We start from the raw sequence: 20,370 nt of genomic DNA, 5'->3' as shown, positions 1-20,370 counted from the left end.
CTGTGTTTGCGGTTCGATTCAGGTGGATGGTACGACGTGAACGGCCTGCGAGGCAAGCCGCTCAACATGCGTGGATTTACAGTATAGGGGATGCGCGCAGGTGCGGGCGCTAAACCTCCAACAGGTTCACGATCACCATAGGACGCTGCTTGGTGCGCTCCCACAGAAGCGACAGCAGCGAGTCGCGCGCCACCTTCCGCACGCTCTTCGCGTCGCCGTCCTTGGACAGCGCGCGGCGGATGGCGTTGCCCACCACGCTGACCATCTCCTGGTTGAGGTAGTAGTCGTCGCCACCGGTGATGCCGTGCATCTCGACCTGCGGGCTGCCAATGAGGTCGTGGCGCTTGAACGACACGGCCGCGGCCACGCTCGCGAAGCCCTGGTTGCCGAGCGCGTTGCGCTCGTCGAGCACGTCCTGGGAGGTGTCGCCGACCGACAGGCCGTCCACGTAGACGATGCCGGACTGCACGCCCTCCCCCACCTCGATGCCGCGCGCGGACAGGACGAGCGAGTCGCCGTTCTCCATCACGAAGATGTTCTCGGCCGGCACGCCGGTGGCCTCGGCCAGCTTGGCGTGAGCGCGCAGGTGCGTGGCCTCGCCGTGGACGGGCATGAACGCGTGCGGCTGCACGATGGTGAGCACGATCTTGAGCTCCTCGGCCCCGGCGTGGCCCGACACGTGCACGCGCGCGCGGCTCTTGTCGTACACGTCGGCGCCGATCTTGGCGAGCGAGTTGATCACGCGGGTGACGGCCTTCTCGTTGCCGGGGACGGGCGTCGCCGAGATGATGACGGTGTCGCCGTGCTCGATGTCGATGGTGCGGTGCTCGCCGTTGGCGATGCGCGCGAGGGCCGAGAGCGGCTCGCCCTGGCTTCCCGTGCACATGATGACCACCTGCTCGGGCGGGATGCCCGACAGGTCGTAGGCGTCGATGAGGTCGTTGTCGGAGATGTTGAGGTAGCCGAGGCGGCGCGCGATGTCGGTGTTCTGGATCATCGAGCGGCCCGTGACCACCACCTTGCGGCCGTTCGCCACCGCCGCGTCGCAGATCTGCTGCATGCGGTGGATGTGGCTCGCGAACGACGCGATGATGACGCGTCCGCGGGCCTGGCTGATGATCTGCGCGAGGGACTTGCCCACCTCCGCTTCCGACGGCGTGAAGTTGGCGTTCTGCGCGTTGGTGGAGTCGCTCATCATGAGGTCGACGCCGATCTCGCCGAAGCGCGCGAGCGCCGCGAAGTCGGTGTGCACGCCGTCGATGGGCGTCTGGTCGAGCTTGAAGTCGCCGGTGTGCAGCACGTTGCCGGCCGGGCTCTGCAAGAACAGCCCCACGGCGCCCGGGATGGAGTGGTTCACCGCGAAGAAGTCCACCGTCATGCAGCCGAGCTTGATCTCGTCGCCCGGCTTGATCTCGATGAGCTTGGCGTTCTTGATGCGGTGCTCGGCGAACTTGCCCTCGATGAGCCCGAGCGTGAGCTTCGTGGCGTAGATGGGCACCGTGCGGTCGAGGTCCTTGAGCAGGTACGGGAGGCTGCCCGTGTGGTCCTCGTGGCCGTGCGTGATGACGATGCCGCGCAGCTTGTCGGCGTTCTCGAGCACGTAGGTGTAGTCGGGCAGGATGAGGTCGATGCCCGGGTGGTCGTCGTCGGGAAACATCAGGCCCGCGTCGTCGAGGATCATGTCGCCGTTGCACATGAAGGCGGTCATGTTCTTGCCGATGGCGTCGAGGCCGCCGAGCGGGATGATCTCGAGGCGCGCGTGCGGGTCCTTCTTGCGCGACGAGAACGCGCGGCGGGCGTCAGCCCGCTGGCCGGCGCCCTTCTGCGCCTCGGCGCCGTCGCGGGTGAGCTGCGGGCGCTTGCGCTCGAGGTTGACGTGCTTGTACGAGCTCGTCTTCTTCTTCGCGTTGCGCCCGCCCTGCGAGCCTTGGGGGCGCTGCGCGTTCTTGCGGTTGTTTTGGGGAGCGGTCTGGCCCTGTGCCGGCGCGTCCCCTTCTCTTCTTTCTTTTGCCATGTATCTCCTTAGTGCTTGTTGACGTTTCCTATCAAAACGCCGGCCCGAACGTGGTCGAGCCGGCGTCGCGTCCCTGTATGCGTCGCGCTACGCCCCAGTCGGGCTTAGGCGAGCACGCCCACCTCGCGCATGATGGAGGCCAGGCGCGCCGACTGCTCAGGCGTGGCGTCCACGAGCGGCAGGCGCACGCCGCCGACGGGGAAGCCCGCCAGCTTGAGCGCCTCCTTCACGAGGATGGGGTTCGAGGTCTCGAACAGGCCGTTCATGAGCGGCAGCAGGCGCTCGTTGGCCGCGGCGGCCGCCTCGAAGTCCCCCGCCGCGCACAGATCGACGATCTCCTTCATGCGCGCGGGCGCCACGTTGCCGATGGTGGAGATGACGCCGACGCCGCCGAGCCTCATGATGTCGTAGGTGGCCGAGTCGTCGCCCGAGTACACGTCGAAGCCCTCAGGCGCCTCGTCGATGATGCGCTTGATCTGCTCGAGGTTGCCCGACGCCTCCTTGATGGCCACGACGTTGTCGCAGTCGCGCGCCAGGCGCAGCGTGGTCTCGGGCGCCATGTTGATGACGCAGCGGCCGGGGATGTTGTACAGGATGATGGGCAGCTCGACCGCCCGGGCGATGGTGCTGAAGTGCTGGTAGAGGCCCTCCTGCGGGGGCTTGTTGTAGTAGGGCACCACGCACATGAAGCCGTCGACGCCGGTTGCCTGGACGTCGTGGGCGAAGTCGACCGTGTCGGCGGTGCAGTTGTCGCCCACGTTCGCGATGACGGGCACGCGCCCGCCCACCGCGGACACCACGGCGCGGAAGAGCTCCATCTTCTGCGGGTAGAACACCGTCGGGCTCTCGCCCGTGGTGCCGTTGATGATGAGCGCGTCAGCGCCGCCCTCGACGAGGCGGTCGGCCAGCGCGCCGGCGCGGTCGAGGTCGAGGTCGCGGTTCTCGTCGAACGGGGTCACCATGGCCGGGATCATGCGGCCGAAACGGGGTTCACCTATAGACATGAAGTTCTCCTCACTTGCCTTGCTGCGTTTCGCTCATCGAGCTGCGTTTCGCTCATTATCGCGCAACGGCACACGAGCGCCGCGGCGCAACGAACAACTGGTTGATATTGTGCCACGACTGTGCGCTTTTTCAGGCGTTACGCCATGAAGTTCTCCAAACCAACAATCAGGCCGCTGCGCTCGCCGACGCTGCGGATGCCGAGGAGCACGCCGGGCATGTAGGAGGTGCGGTCCCACGAGTCATGGCGGATGGTGAGCGTCTGGCCCATGGAGCCGAACACGACCTCCTGGCTGGCGACGTAGCCCATCGAGCGCACGGAGTGCACGGGCACGCCGTCGACGAGCGCGCCGCGGGCGCCCTCAGCGCCGGCGATCTCCGTCTCGGCGCCGGGAGCCTCGCTCGCCTGTCCGCCGCGAGCCTCCGAGATCATCTGCGCGGTGCGCACGGCCGTGCCCGAGGGCGCGTCCTTCTTCTTGGCATGGTGGAACTCGATCACCTCAGCCTCGGGGAAGTAGGGCGCGGCGGCCTTCGCGAACTGCATCATGAGCACGGCGCCCGTGGTGAAGTTCGGCGCGTAGAACAGGCACGCGTCGCCGGTTGCGCCGGCGGCCAGCTCCTCGAGCGTCTCGTTCGAGAGGCCGGTGGTGCCCACCACGCAGTTCACGCCGCGCGGCAGGGCGGCGGCGAGGTTGCCCGCCACCACGGAGGGTTGCGTGAAGTCCACGAGCACGTCGACCTCGTGCGCGTCGAGCGCCTCGGCGAGCGCGGCGTAGACCGGGAAGTCCGCCGCAGGCGCGGCGTGCGGGTCGATGCCGCAGACGACCTGCATGTCATCCGCGGCGCGAGCGGCGTCGACGACGGCCGAGCCCATGCGGCCCGCGCATCCGGCAACAGCAACTTTGATCATCATGTCTCCTTCGATTGCGTCGTTCCCATGCAAGGGGGCAGTCTCGTGAGCCCCGTGCAGATTTCCAAAGGCATTTTGGCAGAAATCTTCAGATGTTGGTCAAAATCAGGGCCCCACACCTGCGCACGGACGTGTGCGAGAAAACTTGACCTGGGGAAACGTGTGAAGACGGGAATCATCTTCCGCAAATGTGCCCCTCCGTCGGCCAACGAGGGGCAAATATCTGAAGATTTCTGCCAAAATCCCGCGGGAAATCTGCACGGTGCCCTCAACAGCGCCTCAAACAGCGACGCGGGAGCCGCAGCACGGCTCCCGCGTCAGCGTGTCAGGCTTGCCTTATGCGTCGTTGGTGTGACGGCGGCGCGGGGTGCGCGTACCCTGGCCCGGGCGCGGCTTGTCGCCCTTGGGTCCGCGCTCGCCGCGGCGCTCGCGCGGGCGGTCGTCGTGCGCGGGGGCGCTGCCGGCCGGCGCGTCCGGCTTGTCGAGACGGTCGAGCGAGATCTTGCCCGTCTTGGCGTCCACCTCGAGGACTTCGACCTTCACGACGTCGCCGAGGTTGAGCACGTCCTCCACCTTGCCCACGCGCCCGTTGGCTACACGCGAGATGTGCAGCAGACCGTCCTTGCCCGGCGTGAGCTTGACGAAGGCGCCGAAGTCCTTGATGCCCACGACCTCGCCCTCGTAGACCTCGCCGACCTCGGGCTCCTTCACGATGCCGAGGATCATGGCCTTGGCAGCCTCCATGGAGGTGCCGTCGGTGGCGCCGACGTGGATGGTGCCGTCCTCCTGGATGTCGATGGACGCGCCCGTCTCCTCCTGGATGCCGCGGACGACCTTGCCGCCGCTTCCGATGACGTCGCGGATCTTGTCCACGGGGATCTTGATGGTCTCGATGCGCGGCGCCGTCTCGCGCATCTCGGCGCGCGGCTCGGCGATCTCGGCGAGCATGGCGTCGAGGATGAACGCGCGGCCCTCGTGCGCCTGCTTGAGCGCGCGGGCGAGGATGTCGACCGACAGGCCCTTGGCCTTGTTGTCCATCTGCAGCGCCGTGATGCCCTTCGGCGTGCCGCACACCTTGAAGTCCATGTCGCCGAGGAAGTCCTCGATGCCCTGGATGTCAGTCAAGATGACGACGTCGTCGCCCTCCTTGATGAGGCCCATGGCCACGCCGGACACGGGGGCGGAGATGGGCACGCCGGCGTCCATGAGCGCGAGCGTGGAGCCGCAGGTGGAGGCCATGGAGGACGAGCCGTTCGACTCGAGCACCTCAGACACCACGCGGATGGCGTAGGGGAACTCGTCCTCGGTGGGCAGCACCGGCAGGATGGCTTTCTCGGCGAGGTTGCCGTGGCCGATCTCGCGGCGCTTCGGGGCGCCCATGCGGCCGGTCTCACCCGTGCAGAACGGCGGGAAGTTGTACTGGTGCATGTAGCGCTTGCCCTCTTCGGGCCAGATGGTGTCGAGGCGCTGCCACTCGTTGAGCATGCCGAGGGTGCACACGCTCATGACCTGGGTCTGGCCGCGCTGGAACAGGCCGCAGCCGTGCACGCGGGGCAGGTAGCCCGGGACGATGTGCAGCGGGCGCACCTCCTCGGGCGCACGCCCGTCGGCGCGCTCGCCCGTCTCGATGATCATCTTGCGCATGGCGCGCTTCTCGAGCTTCTTGAGGGCCGCGGCGATGTCGCTCCCCCAGGCGGCGCGCTCATCCTCGGAGAACTCGGTCTCCTTGACGTGGGATTTGAGCTGCTCCACCTTGCCCATGCGGGCGAGCTTGTCGGCGTCCTTGAGGGCCGCGGACATCTGCTCGAAGTAGGGCTCGATGCGCTCGGCGACGCAGGGGTCGGCGGCGTGGATGGTGTAGTCCATCGGCGTGGGGTTCACCTTCGCCAGGAACTCCTTCTGCTTCTCGCAGAACGCGGCGATGGCCTCCTGGCCGAACGTCATGGCGGCGAGCATGTCCTCCTCGGAGATCTCATGCGCGCCAGCCTCCACCATGGAGATGTAGTCGGCGGTGCCGGCGATGGTCAGCTCCAGGTCAGACGCGGCCTCCTCGTCGACGGTGGGGTTCACCACGAACTCGAGCTCGCCGGTCTCCTCGTTTTGGATGCGCCCGATGCGCACGCAGGCCGCCGGGCCCTCGAACGGCGCGCCGCCGACGAGGAGGGCCGCCGAGGCGGCGTTGACGGCGATGGTGTCGGGAAGGTGCTGGCCGTCACACACGAACGGCGTGACCACGATGTGCACTTCGTTCTTGTACCCGTCCGGGAAGCCCGGGCGGATGGGGCGGTCGATCATGCGCGCCGTGAGCGTGCCGTGGTCGGACGGCTTCGTCTCGCGCTTCAGGTAGCCGCCGGGGATGCGCCCCACGGAGTACATCTTCTCCTGGAAGTCCACCGTCAGCGGGAAGAAGTCGAAGTCGCGCTCCTGCTTGGACACCACGGCGGTCACGAGCACGGTGGTGTCGCCGCAGGTTGCGAGAACGGCGCCGGTGGCCTGCTTGGCCAGCTCGCCGGTCTCAAGTCGGTATTCCTTGCCGTACAGCTCAAAGGATTCGACGATCTTGGTCATGTTTTTTCGTATCTTTCTCTTCACCTCGTGCGCCTCATTGCGCGTGAGCTTCTTCGAGGGGCGGCTACTTACCTTCACCGCGCCTCTCGAGCAAAGCCGCCCCACTGGCAGCTTCGACCGATTCAACAAACACAAGGCCCGCAAAGCTTGCGGGCCTTGATGCTGACGCGATTAGATGTTGTCGCGAATGCCGAGCTTCTTGATGAGCGCGCGGTACTCGTCGATGTCGCGCTGCTTGATGTACTTCAGCAGGCCGCGACGCTTGCCGATGAGCATCATCAGACCGCGACGGGTGTGGTTGTCCTTCTTGTGCACCTTGAGGTGCTCGGTGAGGTTGCGGATGCGCTCCGTGAGGATGGCAACCTGCACCTCGGCGCTGCCGGAATCGCCCTCGCCCTTGCCGAACTCCTTGACGAGCTCTGCGGTGCGCTCCTTGCTGATGCTCAGTTTGTCAGCCATGTCTCCACCTTTCGTGTTCGTGCGGGCTCCATCGCCCGTGCCTTGCGGCATGTCTCTTTCGTCAGATCTGGGCAGGCAAGAGGGTGGCCCATGCAAGCTAAGGTCAGACGAGCTGCGCCTATGCACAGCTTTTCTAGTATATGACAGCGGCACTTCAAAAGCAAGGGGCAATCAGAAGGCTCAGAGCAGGCCGCAGGTGAGGAGAAACTGGACCGACTTGAGGCGGACGCCGAGGTGGGCGGCGGCCCACACCTGGCAGAGCTGGAGCAGGTCGACGCCGGCCTGCACGGGCGCGTCCATCTGCTCGATCTGGGCGAAGGTGGAGGCGATGAGGGCGCGCGCCCAGGCGCGGGTCTGCTCGGGCAAAAGCGTGGTCTGGGCCTGGGCCGCGCAGCGCGCGCACATCACGCCGCCGTCGGGGGCCGAGAAGCGCACCTGCCCCGCCGCCGGCTTTGCGGGGGCCCCGCAGGCCACGCACGCCTCCAAGCTCGGGCGCAGGCCGGCGAGGGAGAACGCCTTCAGCAGGTGGGCCGCCGTGATGACGGGAACCTGCGCCACGTCGGCGCGCGCGAGCGAATCGAGCGCCACGCCGGTGGCGGCGAACAGGCGCGGCGCGCAGACGTGCTCGAGTGACACGCGCTCGACGAGCTCGGCGGCGCACGCGGCCCCCGCCGCGCGCTCGACGCTTGAGCGCAGCGCGTCGCGGGCCTTGAGGAGGCGCGCCTCCTTCACGATGTCGAGGCTTCGGCCCCGCGCGCACAGAAGGTCGACCTCGCTGTAGAGCTCGAGCCGGCTCGCGAACGAGCTGCGCGGCTTGCGCGCTCCCTTCGCCACCGCGCGCAGCTGGCTGCCGTCCTCGGCGAGCAGCGTGAGGATGAGGTCGCTCTCCCCCAACTTCGTCTTGCGCAGGACGAGCGCGCGGGCGCGGTAGGTGGGCGCGGACACGGCCTGTCAGGCGCCTTGCTTCATCACGGGGGTCGTCGACACGATGTTGTTGTCATCGTCCCAGGTGATGGAGCCTTTGAGCGTGGTCTGCCCGCTCGGGTTCTCCACGGCGATGCCGAAGATGAAGCCCACCTCGACGCCTTGGATGCTGAAGTTCACCGTGTTGTTGCCGACGTAGGTGAGCTCGATCGTGTCCGGCTTGGTGTTGTAGACCTTGCCCGCGTAGGTGATGACCGGCGAGTCGGTGAAGAACGCGCGCGTGAACTCGATGAGGTCGGTCGAGCGGTTGTGGGCCACGTAGAGCGTGACCGCCGAGCCCGAGGGGAGCTTCGTGCCCGCCAGCGGGTCGGTTGAGACGGCCGTGCCCTCGGGGAGGTCCTCGGTGTTGTACTGCTCCGTGGTCACCTTATAGCCCTCGGCCTCGAGCGCGCGCGTGGCGTCGGCGGTGGACAGGTCCCTCACCTCGGGCACCGTGTAGGCCTGCGCGACCTCCACCGTGACGGGCTCGCCCGCCTTCGCGCGCGTGCCGGGCTCGGGCGCGACTGACAGCGCCGTGCCCTCGGGCTCGTTCGACTTCACGAGCACGTACTCGACGTTCCCGAAGCCCTCCTCGGCCATGAGCTTCTCCACCTCGGCCTGCGGCTTGCCCACGACCTCGGGGACGATGCGGGCCGTGGCGACGCGCAGCGTGATCTCGCTGCCCTTGTCAGCACGCTGGCCCGCCGCCGGGTCGGTCTCGAGCACGAGGCCCTCGACCTCGTCGGACTTCACCTGCGTGGTCATGGTGGTGAAGCCCTTCTCCTCGAGCAGGTAGCGCGCGTCGGCCTGCGACTTGCCGGCCACGTCGGGGATGACCTTGCCGCCCCAGAGCTCGGCGTGGTAGGTGCAAAGCGCGATGGCCGCGCAGATGACGGCGCAGGCCACGACGATGCCGGCGACGACCGCCTTGCGGGGACGCGGGCGGACGGGCGCGTCGGGGACGTCGGCGCTGCCTGCGGAAGCGGCGGAGTTGTGGGGATCGGACGGCTGGTCGGCATGATCGGCGGACGTGACGCGCTCGGGCGCGGATGCGGTCCCCGCTGGGGCCTCTGTCGGGGCGTCCGCAAGGATCGGGGTGTCCGTCGCAGCTCCTGCCAGGACCTCGGGCGCGGGCGCCGGCTCGGGCATGGCCTCGGGTGCAGCCCCCGCCTCGGGTATGGCTTCGGGCTGCGGCTCGGGCTCGACGGCGGGCAGGTCCTCGAGCGCGGGGTGCGCGCCGGGCGCCGCGACGGCCCCCTGCTTCTGGAGCTCGCGGGCGCGCTTCGCCTGCTCGCGCTCGAGCTTGCGCTGCGCCCTCTTCTGCCGGCGCGCCTCCTTGCGGTCGACCTCGGCGCGGAAGGAGGTGGCGCGCGGCGCCGGGTCCTCCTCGATGCGCGGGAGCTCCATGGTGTCGCCGGCGCGCCCTGACGACGAGGGCGGCACGTAGCTCGAGTCGACGAGGCGCTCGAGCCCGCTCAAATCGGCGGTCACCTCGGCCGAGATGCCCTTGGGACCGAACATCGCGCGCGCCTCGGCGAAGGGGGTGTCGGGGCGAGACTCGAAGGACGCGGGCTCCTTGGCGTCTGCAGCGGGCGTGCCGTCAACGGCGGGCGTGGCAGGCTTGGCGACTGCGGGCGTGCTGTCGACGGCGCGCTTCGCGGGCTTGGCGACTGCGGGGGCGTCGAGCTTCGCGGATGCGGAGGCCTCAGCGAGCGCGGGAGCCTCATCGGAGCTGGCGGCCTTTCCCGAGGCTTCGTTGGCCTCAGCAGGCGCGGCAGCCGCCTTTTCGAGCTCCTTCGCGGACCCTTTCGCGAGCTCTTTCGCATCAGGCTCAGGCGCATCCTCGATCGCGATGTCGGGCACCGACACGATGGTCGGCACCTTAATGACGGGCGGCACGGCGTCGCGCAGCGCGCGCACCTCGCCGAGCGCCTCGGCGATCACCTGGTTGGGAGCTGCGTCGGCAGGCGACGGCGCAGCGGACGTGCCCGAGGGCGCGTCCTTGCCGGCGCAGGCGGCCGGCGCGTCTCCGTCGGCTGCGGCGGCTTTCCCTGATGCAGCCGCCTCCTCGGCAGCGAGCGCACGCAGGTCACATCCGCATTCGTCGCAGAACTTGGCCTCGGCGCGGTTCTCGGTTTTGCAGTTAGGGCATATCATGAAAGAGCTCTCCTCGTTACGGCTGCGCCCATTATAGCCAAAAAGAAACCCCACATGAATTTCGTTGCCAATTCACATCAAGTTCACCTGCGAAAAGGACGTCCGAGGACAACGGCAGACTCCCTCAAAATGACATGGGGAGAAAGCCAGGCGAAAAGGACGCCTTAAGGAGACGGCGCCCAGGGGCATTGGCAATCGGAGTCATGGGGAGGGAGCCAGGCGCCAAGAACGCCAAGGGGCCGCAGCATGAGCCCTCGACATGAGAGCTTGCTACGGCCCCTGGAATCATCTGTCAGGTGGGAGCCAGAGAAGAGAGATCGCCCTTAGATCCCCTTTTCCGCGTAGAAGACGCCGTCGCGCGTCTCCTCCCACTCCGGCTGCTGCCAGATGTGGAAGCCCTGGTCGAGGAGCTCCTCCTTGCGCTTTGAGAACCCGCTTGCGGGATCCTCCGGGTCTCCCCAGGTAAGTGCTCCCGTCGGGCAGTTGAACACGCAGTACGGAACGTTCCCCGTCGTGGAGTCCCCTCTGCAGCCCAGGCACTTCTTCGTGAAGACCGGGTGCCATTTGAGGTACAAGTTGGGCCATTCTCCGCCGGCCTGGTCGATCCCGCCGCCGCCGATCGTTCGAATGAACAGGCGATACTCGTCAAGCGGCATGTCGTAGGCGTTCTTGCACCCCATGGAGCACGTCCAGCATCCCGTGCAACGGTTGACGTCGATGAGGGTTGCGCAGCTCATTATCGGACCGCCTTTCTCACTTCGCAGAGTTGGTCGAATATGACTTCCGGCGTCGTAAAGCCGGATGCGAACTTCTCGGTGGCCGGGGAGCCGCAGGCAACTTGGATGGCATCCCACAGCGCGCCGTTCACGTACGACATTGGCGTCGCGGTCTCGGGCGCATTCTGAGGCGTCGCGAGCACCTGGGGGCAGTCGGTGTCAGGGTAGTAGGTCTCCGGGAAGCTGTACCACGTATGGGCGATGCCGGGAGCCACGTCCTCGCGCAGGATGAGCTTGCTCCTCATGACGCCGCGGTCGTTGAACACCTCCACTTCGTCACCGTCGCGCAATCCGCGCTCCTGAGCCGTCTTCGGGTTGAGGGCGACGCCGAACTGGGTGTAGGCGAGCTTCTCCATCTCGGGAATGTTGGTGAACTGTCCTTGCATGAAGTACTTGTGGCGCGCGATGAACAGGTGGAGCGGGTATTTCTTCTTCATCTCCTCGTCGAGGATGTGCGTCGCCTGGAGGTCAGCCAGCATGTCGCCCGTCATGGCGTGCGCCTCGCTGTAGAACTGGATTCTCCCTGTCTCGTTCACGTGGAGCAGCAGTCCCGCGTACGGGTCAGCAGGATCGTCGGGCACGTCGAGGTGAATGGCCGTCTGCTTCTTGAGGCGCTCGTACGTAACGGGCTCGACCTCCCCGACGCGGTCGGCATCCTCGTCGGCCGCCACGAAGCCCATGGTCGGAGTGGGGTTCTCGTCAAGGATGGCGGCAGCCCACTCCTCTTGCGTCTTCTGGAAGTACTGGCCGACGCCCGTCGACTCAGCAAGCGCACGGTAGATGTCCGCCGCCGTGCGCGACTCGCCAAGCGGCTCGATCGCCGGCTCGCAGAGCACGACGCAATGGTCGGTCTCGCTGCACACCTCATGGCGCTCGAACGTCGTCGCCTCGGGCAGGATATAGTCAGCCCAACGACACGTGTCGGTCATGCGAATCTCGCAGGCGACCACCAGGTCGAAGACGGGGAGGATGCGCTCGCACCACAGCTCCTTGTTGGGCCAGTTGAGCAGAGGATTGCCCTCCATGTTGAGGAGGACCTTGTACTGCTGGGCCTCGGGGTCGTTCACGCTGTTGATGACATCCTCGACCGGCGCGTAATCGCCGAGGTCAGTCGGAAGGCCTTCCGGGAACCGGATGTGCATGCGATCGATCATGTGGGGGCCGGCGTTGTCGAGACCGGCGGAGATGATCGTGCCGCCGTTGGGCGCGCCGTGGTTGCCCGTGAGGTACGTGAGCAGCTTGATGGCGCGGATGGTCTGCGTTCCGTTCGAGTAGCGCAGCCCATCGCCGATCGCGATGAGCGAGGGCGACGACTCGTAGTACAGCTTGGCGAGATGCTCGACTTGGGCAGCGGGAACGCCGCAGGCGTTCTCGGCCGCTTCAGGCGTCCACTTCTGCAGGTGCTCTTTGAGCAGGGTGTACGAGGATTTGCAGACAACGCCCCCGATTTCGCACTCATGCTCGAGAGCGGGCTTCGCGTCGCCGTACGTCACCTCGTGGCGGAAGTTGAAGCGCGGAATCGCAGTGAGCGCGCCTGCCTGCTCGTCGCAGAAGACGAAGTCCGCCGGGCTTCCGCCTTCGAACACTTCGGAAGCGCGAACGTACTTGTGCGTCTCGGTGTTCACCAAATAGGCGGCCGCCGTCTCGCCGAGCAGGAACTCCTCGTTGACTGGATAGTCCCTCACGATGACGTGGGCCATGCCCAGGGCGAGCGCCGCGTCGGTGCCGGATCGCACGGGAACCCACTCGTCGGCTTTCGCAGACGTGTTGTCGTACAGGTTGCTGATATGCACGAGCCTCGCGCCGCGCTCCTTGGCGTCGAGGACCATGTGGGTCAAGCGCGCCGGACGCGTGAACCCGAGCGGGTTGCCGCCCCAGATGATGACGAGATTGTCGGCGTCTGCGATGTTGTAGCGCCCGCCGACGATTGCCATGCCCTCGTCGACGACGTCCATCTCGACGATGGCGTAGTCGACGGCCTCATACTCGAGTTTGGACGCGCCGAACGTGTTGAGATAGCGCTGTCCGAGCAGGTGCGTGATCGAATCGGTGCTCGCCGGGATGCCGCAGTAGTACAGGTTCATCACGATGCTGCGCGGGCCGTACTTCTCGGCTGACTCGTTGATCTTCGCGCTGATCTCGGAAATGGCCTGATCCCAGCTGATGCGCTCGAACTTGCCCTCGCCGCGCTCGCCTGTGCGCTTCATCGGGTAGAGCAGCCGGTCCTCGTTGTAGGGAACCTGGCAGCTCGCAATGCCCTTCTGGCAGATCTGCACGCCCGGGCCCACTTTGTGCGGGAACACCGCTTTCTGCACGCGCGTTATCTTGCCGTCTCTCGTATGGGTTTCGAGCAGGCAACGCTCATGGCATCCGTACCCTTGGCAAGGATGGTACGTTATCTTGGTCTCTGACACTTCTCGCTCCTCCTTTTTCTCTCTCTAGCTCTTCCCGCCGGTCGGCTTGGGCGGCCGCTCGGCAAGTTGCCTACACCAGGTACTCGTCGAAATCCCCGTCCGCCATGCAGTCCTTGACGCGCATGACGAAGTTTCTGTTCGCCAGCTCCTCGTTGGGAAGGGCGGGGCAGCCGTCGGCAAGCGGCTCGCCAACGTGTTTGGCGCGCAGCTCGTCGACGTCACCGAACTCGAGGGCGCGCATGGGGCAGCTGGCCACGCATGCGGGCTGCTCGCCTATCGCGCGAAGGTCGGCGCAGGTGTCGCAGCCTTCGGCGGACACCGATATGTTGTAGATGCGCGGAGTCCAGCCGCTTCCCGTGCAGAACGAGCGCACGACACGGTAGTTGGTGCCAACGGGCAGGTTGTGGGCGCTCTTGCAGGCCACCTGGCAGGTGTGGCAGGCGATGCAGCTCTCCGCATCGAAGTAGAATCCGAGTTTCGCCATGATGCTCCCCTATTCTTCCACCAGCGGCACGACAGGAGGCACCTCGCAGTCGGGGGCCAGCTGTATCGGGCCGTCGTACTTCTCGTACTGCACGAGGTTGGAGTTCCAGCCGTTGAGGAACGGCGTCGTCGTGCGATTTGAGCTCGTCAGCACGTTGTCAGCGCCTGCGACATCGACCCCCGTCTCGGGATCGAGGCGCAGGGTGGCGCCATGCGGGATGACGATGACGCCGGGCATGACGGTGCGCGTCACGGACGCCGGGCGCAGGAAGGCGCCGTTGTCGTTGAACACGCGAATGGTGTCACCCGTCTTGATGCCGCGCTCGGCGGCGTCATCCTTGTTGATCCACACCGGATTCACGAGCGCTTCGCGCATCCACGGCAGGTTGTCGCAGTCGGTGTGGGCGCGACGCAGGTAGTGGGCGTGCGTCAGCTGGATGGGATAGTCGCCTTTGACCTTGTTGTCCCAGTCGGCGAACGAGTCCTTGTAGCTGAGCGGAGCGTCGAGCCACTTGGGCAGCGGCGAGACCTTGACGTAGTCGGCAACGCCCTCGCCGCCGTCAGCGTAGCCGTTGACCATGTCGTACCAGTCGCTCTTGGCCTGGCAGTAGATCTCGAGCTTGCCCGATGCGCTCGTCTCAATCGGATGAGCCTCGGGGTCCTCGCGGAAGTCAGACAGGGGTATGGTGACGAACCGGTCGCCCTCCTCGCGCGGGATGCGGTAAACACCCGCCTCAACGTAGTCCTCGAAGGGCATGAGCCCGGGCTGGGGGCTGCCCGTCACCCCGTATCGGTCAAGATCCTCCTGGGTGACCTGCGCCACCGGCATCGGCTGGCCCTCAGGCGTGTAGCCCATGACGGCCGTCTGCGCGATCTGGTTGAACCACTGCTGCGCGTCGCTCATGGGGTTGAGCAGGGTGTCGTAGTCGATTCCCAGCTTGGCGGCCAGCGCTGCCGCGATCTCCCGGTCGCTCTTGCTCTCGCCTTGCACAGGAATCGGAGCGCGCGACGCAAACGACGTCTCCTTGTCCTTGAAGAAGCCGTAGAAGTGGCCCTTCAACGTCTCCCAGCGTGTGGTTACGGGCACGACCACGTCGGCGTATTGCGCGTCGAGCTTCATGTAGTAGGCGGAGGCGAACACGAAGTCGACCTTGCGGAACGCCTCGATGCCCTTGTTGGTGTTGGCTTGCGTGGAGAGGAAGTTGTTGGTCTCGGACACGAGCACGTGGATGTCCGCCGTCTCGCGGCGCACCTCGTGCGGCAGGGCGATCCCCTGCCTGGGGTCTGCCAGCATGCAGTTGCCCGCATCCCAGTACTCGCCGTCGACGATGGCATCCCAGATGAGGTCGAGCGACACGGTCTTGCCCACCGCATTGCCCGCTGTCGAAAACTGCGCCATGGTGCTTCCGGGAGGCGTCGCGATCAGCGTGCCGGAGTTCATGGCGCCGTAATACTGGTCATTCGAGCACGAGTTGCCGGGCTTGCCGTAGTGGCCGCCCATAGCCGCAACGGTCATGAGCAGCTGCGGGTAGTTCTCGGCGCCCTTGCAGCGCGCCGGAGCGCCGTTCGCGTGGATCGAGACGTCATGCTTGCAGCCGAGGATCTCGGTAAGCTGCTCGATGAGCTCGACCGGCGTGCCGCAGAGCTCAGAAGCCCACGCGGGGGTCTTCGGTACGCCGTCGTAGGCGCCCAGCACGTAGTCCTTGAAGTTCTCATCGGTCTTGGCGTCAGCCGGCATGTGGTCGGCGTCAAAGCCCACGGTGCAGCGGTCGAGGAAGTCCCAGTCTATGAGGGAGCCGCCTTCGTCCTTGGTGATCATCAGGTAAGCCACGGCCAGAAGCAGGGCCGTGTCGCCGCCGGGGCGCACCGGGATCCACAGCGCGTTGGCGAAGCCGGCGGTCTCGGAGTACTCGGGGCCGACGAACACGAACTTCGAGCCCTTCTCCTTCGCGTGCTTCAAGTAGACGCTCGGGTTGCCGAACGCAGCCCACGCGGCGTTGTGGCCCATGAGCACGATGTACTCGGAGTTGGCCAGGTCCATGCGGTCATTGGAGTTGCCCCATGGGGCCGACCAGCCGAACAGGGGATTCACCATCTGGAACGCGCCCGTGGACTGGGTGCCGGTCGTATCGAAGTAGCCCCCGAAGGCTGACAGCACGGCGCCCAGGTAGCCCTGCATGTTGATCATGTTCATGTACATGATCGACTCGTTGCCGTACGCGGCCTTGGCCTTCTTGAGCGCGTCAGCGAACAGGTCCATCGCCTCGTCCCACGTGATGCGCTCCCATTCGTCGACGCCGCGCAGCTCGCGATGCGGATCCTCGGGCGAGTAGTGCTTGCGCTTCATGGGGTGCTTGAGCCTGCCCGGCCCGAACACCTGCTGCTGCATCGCATAGCCCATCGGACAGCAGCGCGCCTGCGGGCGCTCCCAGGTGTCCTCGTGAAGGTCGTCCGTCTTCATGCGCAGCACCTTCCCGTCGCGCACGAGCGCCTTGACCAGGCAGCGTCCGCCGCAGTTGTGCCAGCAGGGCACGGCCACCCACGCGGCGCCTTCCTCGCCTTTTCTCAGCTTGTCATTCATGAAACCCCCTCACATTCGCGGATACCGATGCCATGCGCATCGTCGCCCATGAGAATATCGGAGGCGGAAAACACAGGTTGACGCTGCGGTCCCTTGTATGGGACGAATGAGTAGCAGTAAAATGTTGCAAATGCGTCATCGAGAAAGGAGCGCCTTGTCGAAATCGTGCGTCGACAACCTTTTTTGCTCGAACCTGCCTGAGCCAACCCGCTCGAAGCTCTGCTCGAGATGCCGGCAGCAGTTCCTCAAGGCCGGCTCCTTCTGCCTTCACGAGAGCTTCAGCGCGACCATGAGCGTCATCCTCGACGGCCTTATAAGCGATGTTCCGCAGATCAAGCTCAAGGACACCCTCGACGAGAGCACCATGCCGTTCTTCACGCTCTGCTTTCCGGGCCGACCCCTCTCGCTCGACTTCACGTTCTTCGACAAAGGCGACATCATGGAGCACCTCTACCCCTATAACGACATGGTGTGCCTCACGGACTGCCGCATCGCCCAGTTCGACCACGAGACCGTGAGGGCCCTGTTTGAAGAGGACAGGGAATTCGCGCGCACGCTCATGCGGATCTCGATGGCGCTCACCAGCGACGTCGCCCAGTTCTCGGCGATCATGAGATCGGAGTCAGCCTACGCGCGCGTCGTTCTGTTCATTCGCAAGCTGATGTCGTTTGGCTTGTATCTGCCGAACGGCGATATGGCCCGGGTGCTGGCCTGCAACCGGGCCTCCATCACGCGGGCCTTCGCCCGCCTGCGCGACGAGGATCCCCAGCTTCTTGCCGACTATGCGCGCAACAAGGGCCGCCAGGCGTGGCTTTCGGACGGTGCGGCCTACAGCCCCTCGCCGTAGCCGAAGCGGCGGATCTGGTTGGCGTCGCGCCGCCAGTTCTTCTTCACCTTCACGCGCAAATCCAGGAACACGCGCGTGCCCAGAAGCTGCTCGAGGTCGCGGCGCGCCTCGGTGCCGATCTGCTTGAGGGCGCTCCCCCGCTTGCCGATGATGATGCCCTTCTGGCTGTCGCGCTCCACGTAGACGATGGCGTAGATGCGCGTCAGGTCGGTCTTGCGCACGTACTCCATGTCCTCGACCACCACGCCGATGGCGTGCGGCACCTCGTCGTGGAAGCCACGCAGGATCTTCTCGCGGATGAACTCGGCGATCATGACCTCGAGGGGCTGGTCGGTCTCCATGTCGGGCGGGAACCACGCGGGGCCCTCCGGCAAAAAGTACGTGACCTCCTCCACGAACGCCTCTACGTTGTAGCCCGTCTCCGACGACAGCGCCACCATGGCGTCCCAGTCGGCGAGCTCCTCGGCGGCCTCGCGCTGGGCGGCGATCTGCGCCTCGGTCGCCAGGTCGCACTTCGACAGCACGCAGATCTTCTTCGCGCCGCGCGCCGCGCGCACCTGCTCGGCCACCCACGCGTCCCCGCGCCCGATCGGCGCGGAGGCGTCGATGAGCATGGCCACCACGTCGACGTCCTCGAGCGCCTTGATGGCCGAGGTGTTGAGCTCCTCGCCGAGCGCGTCGTGCGGCTTGTGCAGGCCGGGCGTGTCCACGATGATCATCTGGAAGCCCTCGCGCGTGAGCACGGCGCGGAAGCGGTGGCGCGTGGTCTGCGCGGTGTCCGAGGTGATGGCGATCTTCTTGCCCATGACGGCGTTCAAAAGCGTCGACTTGCCCGCGTTCGGGCGGCCGACGAGCGTGACGAAGCCCGACTTGAAGTCGTCGGGCAGCGCGTCGGGCGTGCCGCCCATGGGGTTCTCGGCGAAGAAGGCGTCTAAGTCCATGTCTACTCTCGTTTCTCGTCAGAAGATGAGCGCGCCGAGGCGCGGCAAAAACACGATCGCGGCCACGACGAGCGAGGCGGCGGCTGCGAGGTACACCGCCCCGGCGGCGCAGTCCTTCGCGCGCTTGGCGAGCTCGTTCCACTCGGGCGATACCAAATCGACCACCGACTCCACGGCCGTGTTCACCACCTCGAGCGCCATGACGAGCGCGATGCAGACCACCACGGCGAGCCAGCCGGCCTCCGAGATGCCGAGCGCGAAGCCGAGCGCCACGGCGAGCGCGGCGAACGCGCTGTGGATCTTGAGGTTGCGCTGCGAGGTGAAGGCGTAGGCGATGCCCTCCCATGCGCAGGCGAACGCGCGGGAGAGCGTGAAGCGCGCGTGCGCGTCGGCGCGGCTGTCGGCAGCGTGGCGTACGAAGCGCGCCGCGTCGGCGGGGGCGCCTTGGGCGCTGGGAGCGTCGTGGGTGGTGGCGCAGGACGGCGCTGCCTGCGCGGCGAGCGCCCCAGGCGCTTCGGGAGCTTCGGCGCGGCGCGGCGCGACAGGCGCTTCGGGCATGTTGGGCTGGCGGGACATGCGCAAACCTCAGTGCTCGCCGCGCACGCGGATGGTGTCGTCGCGCACGTGGCGCACGCCCTCGTGTCCCGCGTCGGCCCACAGCCCCAGGATCTCGCGCTCGCGCGCCTCCATCTCCTCGGCCTCGTCGTCGGCGATGTGATCGAAGCCGGCGAGGTGGAGCAGGCCGTGCACGAGCAGGAGCGTGACCTCGCCCTCGAAGGTGGTCCCGTACAGATCGGTCTGGCGGCGCGCCACGTCGGGGGCGATGACCACGTCGCCGAGCTCGAAGGGAAGCTCGTCGTCGGGCGCGTCTGCCGCGCCGTCCGGCGGGAGCAGGGCCTCGTCGAACGCGTCGTCCACGCCGTCGCACTCGAACGACAGCACGTCGGTGGGGCCGGCCTTGCCGCGAAACTCCTCGTTCAGCGCGGCGATGGCCTCGTCGGTGACGAAGCTCACGGACACCTCGGTGCTCGCGGGCATCTGCTCAGCCTCGAGCACGAAGCGCACGAGGTCCTCGACGGGCAGCGCGCGCAGCTCGTCTGCGCGATGGGCGTAGTCGACGTAGATCTCCACGTGTCTCCTCTCCGCCTTGCCTCAGGACCGGCTCGCTGCCGAGGCCGCCCGGTCGTAGGCGGCCACGATGGCGGCCACGAGCGAGTGGCGCACGACGTCCTTGCCGGTGAACGTGCAGAACGCGATGTCGTCGACGCCCTCGAGGATGCTGCGCGCCCGCGTGAGGCCCGAGGCCCCGCGCGGCAGGTCAACCTGCGAGGCGTCGCCGGTGATGACCATCTTCGAGCCGAAGCCCAGGCGCGTGAGGAACATCTTCATCTGCTCGGGGGTGGTGTTCTGCGCCTCATCGAGGATGATGAAGCTGTCGTTCAAGGTGCGTCCGCGCATGAAAGCGAGCGGCGCGATCTCGATGGTGCCCGCCTCGATGAGCTGGTTCACGCGCTCGGCGTCGCACATGTCGAAGAGCGCGTCGTACAGCGGGCGGATGTAGGGGTCGACCTTCTCGGTGAGGGTGCCGGGCAGAAACCCGAGGCTCTCCCCCGCCTCCACGATGGGGCGCGTGAGGATGATGCGGCCGACCTCCTTGCGCTTGAGCGCCGCGACCGCCATGGCCATGGCCAGATACGTCTTGCCCGTGCCGGCCGGCCCCATGCCGAAGGTGATGGTGTGCGCGCGGATGGCGTCGACGTAGCGCTTCTGCCCGGTGGTCTTCGGACGGACGGCGCGCCCGCGGTACGTGAGCAGGACGTCCTCGCGCAGCGCCGTGGGCGAGAACTCCGCCGTGCGCATGAGGTCGAGCGCGTGGCGCACGTACGCGGCGTCGGGCACGTCGCCGCCCTTCACGAGCTTGACGAGGTCGGAGAAGATCGCCGTGAGTGACTGCACCTCGACGGGGTCGCCGACGAGCGAGATGGCGTTGCCGCGCACGGTGATGCGCGCCTCGTAGGCGTCCTCAAGCGTGCGCAGGATCTCGTCGGCCTCGCCGACCACGAGCGCCATGCTCACGCTGTCGGGGATGGTGAGGGTAATCTGTGTCTGATCGGTCATGCGGCTATTGTAACAGAGCTTGGGGCTGGGCAAGGGACGGGGTTTGCGTCGCCCCGGGAGCTCGGACGGAGCTCAGTCATCCTGTCAACCATAGCGGCTCGTGGCGCCTCGGGGGCTCGCGCAGAGTTCAGTCGCTC

The 20,370-nt window shown here is 66.6% G+C and carries 16 protein-coding genes; 1 reads left to right on the top strand and 15 read right to left on the bottom strand.

Annotation, left to right across the window (positions count from 1 at the left end):
- Positions 1-109: 109 nt before the first annotated feature.
- From G7Y50_RS01420 to G7Y50_RS01370, 11 genes are all read right to left on the bottom strand, one after another.
- A complete protein-coding gene (locus tag G7Y50_RS01420) occupies positions 110-2,014 on the bottom strand; it encodes a ribonuclease J (RefSeq protein WP_165056595.1) in 1,905 nt (634 codons plus the stop codon).
- A 104-nt stretch (positions 2,015-2,118) separates the two neighbouring features.
- On the bottom strand, positions 2,119-3,018 hold the full coding sequence (gene dapA, locus G7Y50_RS01415; RefSeq protein ID WP_241156622.1) for a 4-hydroxy-tetrahydrodipicolinate synthase: 900 nt from the start codon (positions 3,016-3,018) through the stop codon (positions 2,119-2,121).
- A gap of 137 nt (positions 3,019-3,155) precedes the next feature.
- Positions 3,156-3,926: a 4-hydroxy-tetrahydrodipicolinate reductase gene (gene dapB / locus G7Y50_RS01410; RefSeq protein ID WP_165056594.1), complete on the bottom strand. Its 771-nt coding sequence runs from the start codon at positions 3,924-3,926 to the stop codon at positions 3,156-3,158.
- Between the two features lie 336 nt (positions 3,927-4,262).
- Positions 4,263-6,494, bottom strand: coding sequence for a polyribonucleotide nucleotidyltransferase (locus G7Y50_RS01405; RefSeq protein ID WP_165056593.1), 2,232 nt, complete (start codon positions 6,492-6,494; stop codon positions 4,263-4,265).
- Between the two features lie 171 nt (positions 6,495-6,665).
- A complete protein-coding gene (gene rpsO / locus G7Y50_RS01400) occupies positions 6,666-6,953 on the bottom strand; it encodes a 30S ribosomal protein S15 (protein ID WP_165056592.1) in 288 nt (95 codons plus the stop codon).
- Between the two features lie 180 nt (positions 6,954-7,133).
- Positions 7,134-7,898, bottom strand: coding sequence for a DNA repair protein RecO (recO, locus tag G7Y50_RS01395; protein WP_165056591.1), 765 nt, complete (start codon positions 7,896-7,898; stop codon positions 7,134-7,136).
- A gap of 6 nt (positions 7,899-7,904) precedes the next feature.
- A complete protein-coding gene (locus G7Y50_RS01390) occupies positions 7,905-10,073 on the bottom strand; it encodes a PASTA domain-containing protein (protein ID WP_165056590.1) in 2,169 nt (722 codons plus the stop codon).
- Between the two features lie 323 nt (positions 10,074-10,396).
- Positions 10,397-10,810 (bottom strand): hypothetical protein, encoded by a 414-nt coding sequence (locus tag G7Y50_RS01385; protein ID WP_165056589.1) that lies wholly within the window; start codon positions 10,808-10,810, stop codon positions 10,397-10,399.
- Positions 10,810-13,263: a molybdopterin-dependent oxidoreductase gene (locus tag G7Y50_RS01380; RefSeq protein ID WP_165056588.1), complete on the bottom strand. Its 2,454-nt coding sequence runs from the start codon at positions 13,261-13,263 to the stop codon at positions 10,810-10,812. The genes G7Y50_RS01385 and G7Y50_RS01380 overlap by 1 nt, the downstream gene beginning before the upstream one ends.
- Positions 13,264-13,333: 70 nt before the next feature.
- Positions 13,334-13,747 (bottom strand): hypothetical protein, encoded by a 414-nt coding sequence (locus G7Y50_RS01375; RefSeq protein WP_165056587.1) that lies wholly within the window; start codon positions 13,745-13,747, stop codon positions 13,334-13,336.
- A gap of 9 nt (positions 13,748-13,756) precedes the next feature.
- Positions 13,757-16,327: a molybdopterin-dependent oxidoreductase gene (locus tag G7Y50_RS01370; RefSeq protein ID WP_165056586.1), complete on the bottom strand. Its 2,571-nt coding sequence runs from the start codon at positions 16,325-16,327 to the stop codon at positions 13,757-13,759.
- 154 nt (positions 16,328-16,481) lie between these two features.
- Between G7Y50_RS01370 and G7Y50_RS01365 the strand changes: the two genes are divergently transcribed.
- Complete coding sequence (locus tag G7Y50_RS01365; RefSeq protein WP_165056585.1) at positions 16,482-17,174, top strand: Crp/Fnr family transcriptional regulator; 693 nt, start codon at positions 16,482-16,484, stop codon at positions 17,172-17,174.
- Here G7Y50_RS01365 and era read toward each other — a convergent pair.
- From era to G7Y50_RS01345, 4 genes are read right to left on the bottom strand one after another with little or no spacing between them, the layout of a single operon-like run.
- The gene (gene era, locus G7Y50_RS01360) at positions 17,156-18,115 is read right to left on the bottom strand and encodes a GTPase Era (RefSeq protein WP_370457947.1); all 960 of its coding nucleotides are present in this window, start codon (positions 18,113-18,115) and stop codon (positions 17,156-17,158) included. The two genes, G7Y50_RS01365 and era, sit on opposite strands and share 19 nt — an antisense overlap.
- An 18-nt stretch (positions 18,116-18,133) precedes the next feature.
- Positions 18,134-18,691 (bottom strand): diacylglycerol kinase family protein, encoded by a 558-nt coding sequence (locus G7Y50_RS01355; RefSeq protein ID WP_241156620.1) that lies wholly within the window; start codon positions 18,689-18,691, stop codon positions 18,134-18,136.
- Between the two features lie 9 nt (positions 18,692-18,700).
- Entirely contained in the window at positions 18,701-19,246 is a 546-nt protein-coding gene (ybeY, locus tag G7Y50_RS01350; RefSeq protein WP_165056584.1) for an rRNA maturation RNase YbeY, read from the bottom strand.
- A 21-nt stretch (positions 19,247-19,267) separates the two neighbouring features.
- Positions 19,268-20,233, bottom strand: a complete 966-nt coding sequence (locus G7Y50_RS01345) for a PhoH family protein (protein WP_165056583.1) — start codon at positions 20,231-20,233, stop codon at positions 19,268-19,270.
- Positions 20,234-20,370: the final 137 nt, after the last annotated feature.

The sequence above is a fragment of the Adlercreutzia sp. ZJ176 genome, from assembly GCF_011038975.1.
Taxonomy (GTDB): Bacteria; Actinomycetota; Coriobacteriia; order Coriobacteriales; family Eggerthellaceae; genus CAAEEV01.
This window is presented reverse-complemented; position numbering and strand designations above follow the sequence as displayed.

What these genes read in the sequence shown, in the direction of transcription:
- G7Y50_RS01420 (WP_165056595.1), bottom strand. Translation starts at nt 2,014, where the DNA reads ATGGCAAAAGAAAGAAGAGAAGGGGACGCGCCGGCACAGGGCCAGACC.
- dapA (WP_241156622.1), bottom strand. Translation starts at nt 3,018, where the DNA reads ATGTCTATAGGTGAACCCCGTTTCGGCCGCATGATCCCGGCCATGGTG.
- dapB (WP_165056594.1), bottom strand. Translation starts at nt 3,926, where the DNA reads ATGATCAAAGTTGCTGTTGCCGGATGCGCGGGCCGCATGGGCTCGGCC.
- G7Y50_RS01405 (WP_165056593.1), bottom strand. Translation starts at nt 6,494, where the DNA reads ATGACCAAGATCGTCGAATCCTTTGAGCTGTACGGCAAGGAATACCGA.
- rpsO (WP_165056592.1), bottom strand. Translation starts at nt 6,953, where the DNA reads ATGGCTGACAAACTGAGCATCAGCAAGGAGCGCACCGCAGAGCTCGTC.
- G7Y50_RS01390 (WP_165056590.1), bottom strand. Translation starts at nt 10,073, where the DNA reads ATGATATGCCCTAACTGCAAAACCGAGAACCGCGCCGAGGCCAAGTTC.
- G7Y50_RS01385 (WP_165056589.1), bottom strand. Translation starts at nt 10,810, where the DNA reads ATGAGCTGCGCAACCCTCATCGACGTCAACCGTTGCACGGGATGCTGG.
- G7Y50_RS01375 (WP_165056587.1), bottom strand. Translation starts at nt 13,747, where the DNA reads ATGGCGAAACTCGGATTCTACTTCGATGCGGAGAGCTGCATCGCCTGC.
- G7Y50_RS01370 (WP_165056586.1), bottom strand. Translation starts at nt 16,327, where the DNA reads ATGAATGACAAGCTGAGAAAAGGCGAGGAAGGCGCCGCGTGGGTGGCC.
- era (WP_370457947.1), bottom strand. Translation starts at nt 18,115, where the DNA reads ATGGACTTAGACGCCTTCTTCGCCGAGAACCCCATGGGCGGCACGCCC.
- G7Y50_RS01355 (WP_241156620.1), bottom strand. Translation starts at nt 18,691, where the DNA reads ATGTCCCGCCAGCCCAACATGCCCGAAGCGCCTGTCGCGCCGCGCCGC.
- G7Y50_RS01345 (WP_165056583.1), bottom strand. Translation starts at nt 20,233, where the DNA reads ATGACCGATCAGACACAGATTACCCTCACCATCCCCGACAGCGTGAGC.